This window comes from Deltaproteobacteria bacterium, from assembly GCA_016208165.1.
In the GTDB taxonomy this organism is placed as follows: Bacteria; Desulfobacterota; Desulfarculia; order JACQYL01; family JACQYL01; genus JACQYL01.
This window is the reverse complement of sequence record JACQYL010000096.1, coordinates 1-11828: the sequence shown is the minus strand read 5'-3', so window position 1 is coordinate 11828 and position 11828 is coordinate 1. Positions and strand designations below refer to the sequence as shown.

At 58.1% G+C, this 11828-nt stretch carries 10 protein-coding genes; 8 read left to right on the top strand and 2 right to left on the bottom strand.

All coding sequences use genetic code 11. The features are described 5' to 3' along the window. The coding region (locus HY788_18115) for a hypothetical protein (protein MBI4776062.1) at positions 1-1513 on the bottom strand (1513 nt) is incomplete at its 3' end. A 684-nt stretch (positions 1514-2197) separates the two neighbouring features. Between HY788_18115 and HY788_18110 the strand changes: the two genes are divergently transcribed. Together HY788_18110 and HY788_18105 are read left to right on the top strand one after the other, a co-directional pair. Beyond that, the gene (locus tag HY788_18110; protein MBI4776061.1) at positions 2198-2665 is read left to right on the top strand and encodes a PTS sugar transporter subunit IIA; all 468 of its coding nucleotides are present in this window, start codon (positions 2198-2200) and stop codon (positions 2663-2665) included. Positions 2666-2822: 157 nt separating this feature from the next. After that, complete coding sequence (locus HY788_18105) at positions 2823-3269, top strand: Hsp20/alpha crystallin family protein (protein ID MBI4776060.1); 447 nt, start codon at positions 2823-2825, stop codon at positions 3267-3269. A 138-nt stretch (positions 3270-3407) separates the two neighbouring features. On the opposite strand, the gene amrB is transcribed toward HY788_18105, so the two are convergent. Further along, complete coding sequence (gene amrB / locus HY788_18100; GenBank protein MBI4776059.1) at positions 3408-4649, bottom strand: AmmeMemoRadiSam system protein B; 1242 nt, start codon at positions 4647-4649, stop codon at positions 3408-3410. 142 nt (positions 4650-4791) lie between these two features. Here amrB and HY788_18095 point away from each other — a divergent pair, with 142 nt between their 5' ends. The 6 genes from HY788_18095 to HY788_18070 all read left to right on the top strand — a co-directional run. Further along, on the top strand, positions 4792-5643 hold the full coding sequence (locus HY788_18095) for a deoxyribonuclease IV (GenBank protein MBI4776058.1): 852 nt from the start codon (positions 4792-4794) through the stop codon (positions 5641-5643). Between the two features lie 102 nt (positions 5644-5745). Beyond that, entirely contained in the window at positions 5746-6558 is an 813-nt protein-coding gene (locus HY788_18090) for a laccase domain-containing protein (GenBank protein ID MBI4776057.1), read from the top strand. 338 nt (positions 6559-6896) lie between these two features. Then, positions 6897-7679: a dihydroorotate dehydrogenase electron transfer subunit gene (locus HY788_18085; protein MBI4776056.1), complete on the top strand. Its 783-nt coding sequence runs from the start codon at positions 6897-6899 to the stop codon at positions 7677-7679. Next, positions 7676-8602: a dihydroorotate dehydrogenase gene (locus tag HY788_18080; GenBank protein ID MBI4776055.1), complete on the top strand. Its 927-nt coding sequence runs from the start codon at positions 7676-7678 to the stop codon at positions 8600-8602. The genes HY788_18085 and HY788_18080 overlap by 4 nt, the downstream gene beginning before the upstream one ends. A gap of 35 nt (positions 8603-8637) precedes the next feature. Beyond that, entirely contained in the window at positions 8638-9540 is a 903-nt protein-coding gene (xerD, locus tag HY788_18075; protein ID MBI4776054.1) for a site-specific tyrosine recombinase XerD, read from the top strand. A gap of 687 nt (positions 9541-10227) precedes the next feature. Continuing rightward, the coding region (locus tag HY788_18070) for a CBS domain-containing protein (GenBank protein ID MBI4776053.1) at positions 10228-11828 on the top strand (1601 nt) is incomplete at its 3' end.

The window sequence follows — 11828 nt, the reverse complement described above, 5'->3', positions numbered from 1 at the left end:
TCCCCTGTTCCGGAAGCTGAATATCGAACAGGATCGATCCGCTGGTGTCCAGGATCATGAGGTAGCCGTGAGGGAGCCCCGGCGCCAGATTGTCCGGATCCACATAGGTCGTGAGGATCAGTTCGGGCGTATTATCCTGGTTGAGATCCGCCGACCGGATCTCGGAGGCGTACATGAGGGCCCGGCCGTGCCGGATGTCCCTTCGCCATAACTGAGTTGCCGTGGATGAAATACAATAGATGTGCCCATCATGGGCGCCGTACAGGATTTCGGGAGCCCTGTCTCCCGTAATGTTCACGACCGTGGGCGCGGGCGGATTCGGAGGAGGATACCAGGTGTGTCCTTCACGGCTCAGGGGATAATCGGACGAGGGCAGGTTTTCCCACCCGGGGAGACGCCGAGCGCTGCGAGACCCGTCACCGTAGGATCCTTCGAGCACCATGACGGAATGATGCTTGGTGTCGTACGGCACATCCATTTCCACGTTGGAGACGCAGACGACTTCGTTTTTCCCGTCCCCGTTCAGGTCAGCCACATTGGGCGGGGAATCGGTCCATTGCATCCATTTATCGTTGTTCGGATGGGGCCAGGTTCCCGTGTGCAGATGATAGTGGTCTTCCTCCACCTGCCTATCGAACCACCGGATGAATTGGCCCCAGTTCAGGCGATTTCCCAGATATTCCGAGGAACGGTTCGTAAAATAGTCGGACGCGAGCATGCTGACGCCGGTGTGCTGAAACACGTTGATCTGGTGATTGTCGAAGGTGACGACGACCTCGAGAAAGGCGTCGTCGTCGAGATTCCCGACTCCCACGTTGAGGCCGAAACAGCCGTATCCGTGGTTTCCCTGGCCGTTGGAGTCGGCGTCTCCGCCGGGACCGGTGGCCGTGTTGTATCGGGGCCAGGCGGCATACTCGAGACCGGGCGGCTGATAGGACGTTCCGTCGGGATTGAAGACGAACACCTGGGCCCCGCCGGACGTCTGGATGGTGGTGGCCACAATTTCAATCGACCCGTTGCCGTCCAGATCCCCGGATGCGAGTCCCCTGACTTCCGGGCATTGTCCCGCGTCGCACGCGCTTGCAGGCCACCCGTTCTTGATGGACAACGCCCCGTTTTTCCATTCGTACGCCGCCACCTTACCCTGATTGCTTCCGACGACGATCTCGAACACGCCGTCTCGATCCAGATCGGCGCAGACGGCCGGAGCGTAAATGCGTCCCTGGTGGGGATATTCTTCCCCGGAAGGGGCGGTATCGAGCAGATTGAACTCGCTGTCCCAAACGTACACGCTGTAATAGGTTCCGATGAGCTTGCGTTCGCCGCCGCCGAGGTTGTGGATGATGGGCGACCCGAACCAGGAAGTGCCCGTGCCGGCGATTTGGGTGAGCAGGACGGGGCCTTGCACCGGAGCGGCATGGACGGAGCCATGGCCGAAAAGACAGGTCATGCAAAGAAAAACGATGAACCGGGCGCGTTTCACGATCCGAGCCTCCAAAAGGACGTCCCGCATCCGGCGCATTCCCGAATGCAGCGGCGTCCGGTCATGGCGGGAAGATCCCCGCGGACTCGAGCCTTCCCGGAGGAAGGCTCTTTCCTTCGTCGAATTCAAATGTGTGCCCGCCACGCGCCCTTCGTCAAATACTCATATAATCAAATCATGAATGAGGGGCGTTTGTCAAGCCGAACGCCCCTCGCGCACCCGTCAACGGGCTGTCAGCCATTTCACCCTCAGGAGCTTCAGCGCCAGCGCCGTCAGGGCGAAAACCATTACGAGGCCCAAGTGCGAAAGGTCGAAAAAAAGCGTCAGGTCGGGCGGGCGCGGAAGACCCACCGGGTCATTGGGCCGTTTCGGACGTTTCGCCTTGGCTGTAAAGAGCCGAAACCACCGGAATGGATTCAATCTCCGTGAGAAAAAGCGACAGCGGGCGGAGCGCCTGGAGGCCAAGGCGGACGGGAAGAGCATAAGCGAGCGAGGATGCCCGGAGACCGGCCTATCGTTTCATCACATTACATTTTGACAAGCTCCCGGAGGTGGTGCTAAATTTAATCCTAATGGTCGACTTCCGCCGTTGGCGGAAGAAGTGATGGGTCTCGGAAGTTCATCCGAGGCGGGCGCGCCGGCGTGCCGATACGGTTCGTTTAGAGGTCCTCGATGCTGGGAGCTCCACCTGGGGACTCGAGGGAAGATGAAGCGATGGACACTTTTCGGAATCTTCCCGAGGAACTGATTCTTCTAGACGTTGAGGCGGAAGACAAGGAGGATCTTTTCGTCAAGGTAGCAGCCCGCTTATGCATGCTAGGTTGCGTGGACGATGAATACGAACTGGTCGAAAGCCTGGTGGATCGCGAGGAGATCATGTCCACCGGGATCGGGCTGGGAGTGGCGTTTCCTCACGCCGAACTGTCGGCGCTCTCGGAAGGTATCGTGGTTATCGCACGCTTGAAGAGACCCATCAAGTTCGGTTCCCTGGATCGGAAACCGGTGGACGTGGCGTTCGTTCTTCTGACTCCCAAGGGTGAACACGACCAGGTGCTCCTCATCCTCGAGACGCTCGCAAGGATGATTCGGGACACCAAGCTGCTGGTGGGGCTCAGGGGAGCGAAGGATGAGTCCGAAGTACAGACGACCCTCAAAGAGAGCCGGGAACGCGTCTACATCTAGTCCGAATATAGTCCGAAACAGGACGCGTGGTTTGCTCGATCCGAGCTCCGTTTAAGAGAAACGGTCCGTCGGGATGTCGAGCCGGCCGCAGATGGATTTTCCTGGTCCCACTCAACGGGGCCGGAGCTTCCACAGCCAAATTCAAGGAGATTTCCTCATGCGTAACATCGCGCCGTGGCGAAAGAAAGAGGTCAGCGCTCTCAGAGAAGAAATCGAAGACATGTTCGACTGTTTTTTCAGGGAACATCCGGTGTTCGGTTCTTCGTTGCCTTCGAATTGGACGCCTTCCTTGGACGTATCGCAGACGCCGGAGGCGGTTCTGGTGCGGGCCGAATTACCCGGGATGAAGGCGGAGGACATTGACATTTCCCTGCACGATAATTTCTTGACGATCAGCGGCGAGAAGAAGCGCCACGAGGAGGCGGCCGAAGAGGACTACCATCAGACCGAGTGCTTCTGCGGCGGTTTCAGACGCAGGATCCGCCTCCCGTTTCCGGTGGACGCGGACGCCGTCCAGGCGGAATACAAGAACGGTATTCTTAAGGTCAAGCTCCCCAAACGCCAACGGACCGGCAGTAAAACCATCGCCATAAACGTTCGGTAGGTCCGTTTCCCCGAGAGTGAGATCCGTTTTCGGCCTTCCTGCGGGATGCCCCCGTATGTCACCGGACGCAGGAAGGCCGAACCTGTTTGTAAGCTCCCCTTCCGGCATCGCTCATACGTATGCTCTCAAATCGGGCCTTCACGCGCCGTAGAAAGCCATGGCCGCATAGGTTACGAACGACCCCCGGCCGTCCACCACCGTATGGTCCAATCTTAACAACTCGCCCCTGACGCCGGGAAGAACATTCATCAAGGTGTAGATGGGTGAAAATCCGCAGATCTTCTTCCTCGCGTTCTTGCAGGCCACGTCTTTCAGGAACTGTTCCGTGTGACCTGCGGAGAGGAGGTCGAGAAGCTCCCGGTCTTCAGTCAGGTGTCGGGTTATGGTTCCGTGGTCCGGTCGAAATGAATCTCCGTACCTGGGGCCGACGTGGTCGAGGTCCACGCTTGCGATCACACAGACGCGCTTTTCGGTGCGATCGATGAGCATGCCCAGGCGTTCCACGAACTGCGCGAACAGGGCCGCCCTGCCGTCGGATTGCCGTGGGAGGAGGCAGTCCGGCTCGAAGGAACAGAGTATGGGTACGATCTGGAACTCGTGCCTGCCGGCGTACAGGTGCTGGAGAAAAATAAGCTGAAATTCGATGACATGTTCGGTTCGATGAGCGAGTTCTTCTCTTGTGAGATCTACGGGCAAACCGGACACGAGCCGGTCCACGAAATCGGAATCCGTTTGCACCGGACCGAAGGGAGTGACAAAGGTCTTTCGGGTGCAAGCGAAAAGATTTTCCAGTCCCTGATGGCCCGTGCCCAAAATGATAAACAGGTCCGGAAAAGAGGCTGAATTCTTGAGCGCGTTGTAGCCGGCGGCAAACGTGGGGCCGCCCGAACGAACGTCGATGTGAGGGGCAATGAATCCTCGCACGTGTTCTTTAGGCTTTGGTTCGGTCGCCCGGGGCGCCTCCGGGTGGCCGTAGAACCCCTCAATCAGCCGCGCAAGCTCGCCGGGGTCTTCCGGATAGCCCGTTCCTGCGTGGAAGGCGTGTCGTTCGCCGCTTTGGGCGAATTCCTCCTGCAATCGGCCTAAAGCGTTGCGAAAGGTCTCGTTTTCCAGTAAGAAGCAGTTGTCCAACAGGCCGATCAAGCGCTCGAGTTCTTCCGAATAAAGGAACGAACCGGTTTGTCGTGTGAATTCCGCCTTGATGTCTAAAACGGTTCTTCTTCCGTCGAAAAACTGCAGCAGGAAGGCCGCTTCCATGGGTAGGCATACGTCGTTGGCGGTCAACCTGAGAGGGTCTCTGAGCAGGAGCATACGCCGGCCTTCATAGGTTACGGGAATAGCATCCACGGCTCTTAACTTAGGGGTATCGCTGTTGTTCATGCCCAGGTCCTTCGCGAAAGGGTTCCACCAGTCTAATCCGTTTCAGTAGGCGAGGCAAGCACATGGACGGGGCCGGCACCGGCATTTCAACCGGGCCTGTATGATCAAGACCGCCAAGACGCTCGAAGAAGGGTGAGCTTTCATGCTGTTGGGCGCGCATGTTTCGATAGCCGGAGGGTTGGACCTGGCTGTCGGGCGGGGCCTCGAGATCGGAGCGGAGGCCCTGCAGGTATTCACGAAAAACCAGGTTCAATGGGACTCGGCGCCATTGGACCCGGATGTCGTGATGCGTTTCAAAGGGGGAATGCTTGCGAACGAGTTGGCGCCCGTTTCGGTCCATGGTTCTTATCTCATCAATCTTGCATCCGCGGATGACGACATTCGAAAGAAATCCAGGAACGCTCTTGTGGACGAATTGATTCGGGGAAACGTCATTGGAGCGAATTATCTGATTCTGCATCCGGGCTCCCACGGAGGGGACGGGGAAACGACCGGCCTTCAGCGAATCGGACAAGGGTTAGGCTGGTGCCTGAAACAGGCCGGAGTGAGCCGCCCCAGGTTGTTGCTGGAAAATACGGCCGGCCAGGGCCGAGGCGTCGGACATCGATTCGAGCAGATCAGGGACCTGATCGATCGGGTTCCGGAACACTGGGACCTGGGCGTATGTCTGGACACATGCCATGCGTTCGCCGCCGGATATGACATGTCCGAAGAGGGGTATGATGCGGTCTTCGAGGAGTTCGATCGCGTCGTCGGACTCGAGAGGCTCTTGGCGTTTCATCTCAACGATTCCAAAACGGAGCGGAAAAGCCGCGTGGACCGGCACGAGCGCATTGGCAAGGGTCAGGTCGGAATGGGATTTTTCCGGCTTCTGATGAGGGATCCGAGGTTCGTTGGTCTGCCCGGGTATCTCGAAGTGCCTGGAGGCAAGACCGCGTTTAAGGCGGATTTAAAACTGCTCAAACGGTTGAGGACCTCGGGAGGGATGTATTGAACCCGAGCTTTTGGCTAGTGAAGCAATAAGCGGCCTGGAACCCCAGCAGCCCGGAGGACCCCGGTTCTCCGGCATACAGCCGATGAAAGGATGCCCATTCCCGTGTATCAACAGATATTACCTCTTCCGGGGACTCGGGACACGGTTCCCGTACTCCGCTTTTCCGGCTTTGAACGGTTTCCCGGGCTGGTCCATGCCGTGTTTACCCGGCAGGGAGGCGTCAGCCGCGGGCGCTTTCGAAGTTTGAACCTGAGTTCGGGAGCAGGGGACGATCCGGTTTGCGTGGCCGAAAACCTGGAACGGGTTCGAAAGTGCTGTGGTTTCTCGGACCTCGTGATTCCGAAACAAGTTCACGGAAGTCGAGTCATGTCGGTCGAGGGCGGCGGCATGCCGCACGATTGTGATGCCGTAATCACGCGGAAACCCGGCTTGGGGCTGCTGATCCGGCAGGCGGACTGCGCAGCGGTGATCTTGTACGATCCCGTGGCGGGGGCTGTGGGAAACGTGCATTCGGGTTGGAGGGGCCTTGTGGAAAATGTGGTGGGAATTACGGTCCAAGCCATGATAACGGAATTCGGCTGTCGTCCGGAGCGGATGTGGGCTGCTCAGAGCCCGTCACTGGGTCCTTGTTGCGCCGAATATCGTGACCACCGGCGCCTGTTTCCGGAAGAACTCCAGCGCTACCGGGGCCACGCCGACCATTTCGATTTCTGGCGGGCCATCGAAGATCAACTGGCGGACGCGGGAATACCCGGGGATCATGTTTCGAGCGCCGGAATCTGCACCCGCTGTAACACATCGAGGTTTTTTTCCTACCGTGCGGAAGGCGTGACCGGCCGGTTCGGCACCGTGGCCGGTATCTCGAAGGACGCCGGCCTCCGGTGTGCGGCGGGGAAAGAGGCTGGGCCGGGTTGAGGAAGGAAGCCGGACCGATAGGGCCACGTGAAGACGGATGGGTGGCCCGGACAGCTCGTTGTCCGGGTCCAAGGGCAAGATGCCGCTCTACGTCTCAAATCATCGGGGTTCGTAGGTTGGGTTGAGGAACGAAACCCAACAACACGGGGCATCCGTTGGGTTACGCTCGCTGCGCTCGCTAACCCAACCTACGATACTTCCTCGATTTTCCGGCGAAAGAATGTAGGTTGGGTTGAGGAACGAAACCCAACAAACTGGGCGGGACCAGCCGGTAACCATTTCAAACGTTTCCTTCGGTGGATGTTTGTGATACCTGTTTCTGTAGGGTGGTTATAAATATGTTCAGCCTGGAAGCCAACATCATTCGTCAGACTCCTTGCGGAGCGGGTTTCTATCTCTTGGAGCTGGAAGCGCCCGATGTCTCGAGTCGGGCGGCGCCGGGGCAGTTCGTCATGGTTCGAGTGGGTGACGACTACGATCCCCTGCTTCGCAGACCTCTGTCCGTTCACGATGCCGGCGACGGACGAATCCGTTTGCTCTACCGGGTCGTGGGCAAAGGAACCGGACGTTTGAGCCGCCGCGGCGAAGGTGAGCGAGTCGGCCTGCTGGGACCCCTTGGAAACGGTTTCGAGGTGCGTCCTCCGCTGGACACGGCCGCCCTCGTGGCGGGCGGTCGCGGAGTTGCCCCGATGTTGTTTCTGGCGCGCCGGATTCGCCGGGAATGTCCGTCGGCGAGGCTCATCCTGTTTTTTGGGGCCCGGACCGGGGAAGAGTTGGTTCGGCTCGAGGCCTTTGAAAACCTGAATGTGGAGATGCGATTGGCCACGGAGGACGGCTCGAAAGGTACAAAAGGTCTGGTGACGCAATTGGTTCGAGGCAGCCTGCTGTCGGATGCAGAGGTTCGAATCTATGCATGCGGACCCATGCCCATGCTGAAGGCCTTGGGTCCCGTGGCGGCCGAACAATCGATTCCGGCCCAGGTGTCCCTGGAAGCGCACATGAGCTGCGGCCTCGGGGTCTGCCGCGGGTGCGTGGTGAAAACCAAGAACGGTTACGCGCATGTTTGTCAGGACGGTCCGGTATTTCCTCTCGATGCGCCGGACTGGGAGGTAAGGACATGACGACGCCCGGACCGCTGCTCGAGACCCGCATCGGAGACCTTGTGCTCAAGAACCCGGTGATGACGGCCTCCGGCACCTTCGCCTACGGAGCCGAGTTCGCCCCCTATGTGGACCTGAACGATCTCGGAGCGGTTGTGGTGAAAGGCATTTCCCTGGAACCACGCCAGGGGAACCCTCCCCCCCGGACGGCTGAAACGCCGTGCGGCATGGTAAACGCCATCGGTCTCGAGAACGTGGGCCTCGAACGGTTTCTTGCGGACAAGCTGCCGTATCTTAGACGGTTTGACGTGCCCGTGGTGGTGAATGTGCTGGGACGCCAGGTGGATGATTACGTGCGTCTGGCCGGCGCATTGAGCGAAGCCGGGGGCGTGTCGGCCATCGAACTAAACGTGTCCTGTCCCAATGTCAAATCCGGTGGACAGACCTTCGGAGTGGACCCGGAAGCCGTCAATGCGTTGGTGGCGGCTGTACGGCCCGCGGCATCGATACCCCTATGGGTTAAATTGACCCCTCTGGTGACGGACATTGTGATCATAGGGCGGGCCGCCCAGGAAGCGGGCGCGGACGCCGTGTGCGTGGGCAACACCTTCCCGGCAATGGCCATTGACGTGCATCGGCGAAAACCCAAGCTGGGGAACGTAGTGGGCGGGCTGTCCGGACCGGCCATCCGGCCCATCATGGTGCGGCTGTGCTGGCTCCTCGCACGCAGCCTCGATATTCCCGTGATCGGCATTGGCGGCGTCATGTGCGCGGATGACGCGTTGGAGTACCTGCTGGCCGGCGCTCGGGCGGTGCAGGTGGGCACGGCCAATTTCGTGGATCCACGGACCACCGTGTCCATTGTGGAAGGCCTGAGAAAGTATCTTGCCGAGCAGGGCGTGGGACGTGTGGATGAGATAGTCGGGCAACTGCGGCTGGAATGAAAGCGGTTTTTCTGATGTAGCTGGAGGGTGAAGCCGTGAATCTCGAACTCGCCATAGATCAATTTATTGCCTTTATAAAGGTGGAGCGGGGTCTTTCGGAGAACACGATCGAGGCGTACAGCCGGGACCTTCTCCGCCTGGCCGATTTCCTGCAGGACCAGGGCGCGGACGACCTCGAAAAAATCTCGTCTCTCGAAGTGCATCGATACCTGGTTCACCTCGAGGAACAGAAACTGTCCAGACGAAGCAAAGCGCGAATGCTTTCCGCATTGCGGACCTTTTTCAAGTTTCTGATCCGGGAACGATGGTTGTCCGTCAACCCGATGGAGCACGTCGAGTCTCCCAAAATGATGCGGACCCTGCCCGAGGTCCTCAGTCCGAAAGAGGTCGAAGAACTTCTGGATGCTCCGGATACCTCGAATTCGGCCGGCGTCCGGGACCGGGCCATGCTGGAGATGCTCTACGCCACGGGAATGCGAGTTTCGGAACTGATCAACGTCCGGATTCTCGATATGAACCTCGAGGTGGGTTTTGTCCGGACCATGGGTAAGGGCCGGAAGGAGCGCATCATTCCTCTTGGAGAAACAGCGATAAAGTGGCTCAAAACGTTTTTGAATGACGATCGCCCCCTCATTGCCCGACGCATCGATACCGATGCCGTATTCATTAGCCGGAGAGGCAGGTCGTTATCCCGCCAGTGGTTCTGGAAAACGATCAAACAGTACGCCCTGAAAGCCGGGATCAGCAAAGAGATCAGCCCGCATATGTTACGGCACTCGTTCGCCACCCACCTTTTGAACAACGGGGCGGACCTCCGCTCCGTGCAGATGTTGCTCGGCCATGCGGATATTGCCACGACGCAGATCTATACGCACGTTACGCTGGAACGTCTCAAGGAAATCCATCGAAAACACCACCCCAGAGAATTCTCGTCCTAGCAGGCCGGTGAAGAACGCGATCTGCGGCGTTGCGCTTCATCCCTCGTCACTGCGACGTACTCTATGTACGTCTCATTACTCGGGATTTGCGCGCCTTGCATCTCATCGTTTTTCACCGGCCTGTAACAACCCGGCTTTTTCAACGGGCTGCTAGTATTAGCTGAGAGAATGGAACCGGTTTTGTTCTACGGGGGAAGGTTTTAGAAAGTCTCCCTCCCAGGCTCCGTTGAAATCCTTTGAAACGGAGTGATGCTTTCGCTTCACAAGATAGTAGCCTACTACGGGTAGCGCGGACAACTCGTTGTCCGCGTTGCGAAGCAACAAGAGGCTCCACTCAGGCAGTGCGGGAAGGCGCCCTGACTATTCAAAACGTACAGAAGCCTCTTGTCCTGCGGACCCGGACAACAAGTTGTCCGGGCCACCCATGCATAGCCGGCGCCTGGACGATTTGACGCGTGGGGGGCACAGGGTGAGGTGAGCGGCGGAATTAAGAAAATGAAATGCGTTGGGTTACAAACTTACCAATGGCTCCGATCGTTCCAAGGAAAATGCCTTGTTCGGGGCTGCGGTCGCTGCTTACTGTTTGGTTTGCCAAGTCGTTCGCATTCTGGCAACATGGATTATCGGACTCTCATCTGAGTTTCCGCTGTTCGAAATCGGATCACGGACGAAAGGCTTGAGACGCGAGTGGAAGTGATTACCTGTCATTTGAATGCGGACTTCGACGCCCTGGCGTCCATGGTAGCGGCTCGCAAGCTCTATCCTGACGCCGTAGCCGTTTTTCCCGGGTCATTGGAACGGAATCTCCGGAATTTTTTCGTCGAGTCCATGGTGTACGACCTCGGCATAGCCAAGCTCAAGTCCGTGCCTCTGGAGGAGGTGACACGGCTCATCCTGGTGGATACCCGCCAACGCTCCCGTATCGGACGTTTCGAGGAGGTTGTGGATAAGGAAGGGGTTTCGATTCACATCTACGATCACCATCCGAACGCCAAGGATGACATAAAGGGCGAAGTGGAGGTCATCAAGGAGGTAGGGGCCACCACTACCATTCTTACCCGAATCATTCAGGAACGGGGTTTGCCGCTGACTCCGGAGGAAGCCACCATATTGGCCCTCGGCATTTACGAGGACACGGGAGCGTTTACGTTTTCTTCGACAACGGAAGAGGACTATTACGCCGCCGGATTCTTGAAGGGCAAAGGGGCGAATCTGGATCTCGTAAAGGATATGATGACCTACGAGCTATCCGTCGAGCAGGTATCGTTGCTGAATGAAATGATCGAGTCGGCGGAACGGATCGTGGTGAACGGGGTGGAAGTGCTGCTGACCAAAGTGGCTTCAGAAACGTACGTGGGTGATTTCGCCGTGTTGGTGCATAAACTCATGGACATGGAGAGCACGTCCGCGGTTTTCGCCTTGGCCCAGATGGACGACCGGGTCTTCGTGGTTGGGAGGAGCCGCATACCGGAGGTGAATGTCGGTGATATCCTGGTGCCGTTGGGAGGAGGCGGTCATCCGACGGCCGGCTCCGCATCGGTCAAGGAACAACCGTTGGGCGAGCTGGAACAGAAGCTGATCCGTCTTCTGAAGGGTAAGGTGAACGCGAGCAGAACGGCCAGGGACATTATGAGTTATCCAGTGGTCTATATCGGCCCGGAAGCGACCATGGGCGCGGCGGCGGATACCCTGCTGAGGTATAACATCAACGTGATCCCCATCGTTGAGAAAGGCACGATGCTCGGATACCTTTCGCGACAGGTGGCGGAAAAGGCCGCATTCCACGGATTAAAGGACTTACGCGTAACGGAATACATGAACAGCGACTTCGAGTCCGTGGCGCCCGACGCGGGCGTGGCCGAGATCCAGGACAGGATCGTCGGGGATAACCAGCGTGTTCTTCCCGTAGTGGAAGACGATAAGCTGGTGGGGATCATTACTCGAACCGACTTGTTAAGCACGCTCGTCGATAATCCTTCCATACCTCAATACCTGTTCGATTCCCCCAGAAGAAGCGGTTATGTGCGGAAGAAGAACCTGGCCGCCTTGATGAGGGAACGATTAGGGCGGAACATCATTGACCTTTTGAAGTCTCTGGGGCGCGTTGCGGACGAGGTGGAATTCAACATCTATGCGGTTGGAGGTTTTGTCCGGGATCTGTTGCTCAGAAAGCAGAACCTGGATATCGACGTTGTCGTGGAAGGCAGCGGCATTGATTTTGCCCTGAGGTACGCCGAGGCGTATCCAGAAACGCGGGTTCGAACCCATAAGAAATTCGGTACCGCGGT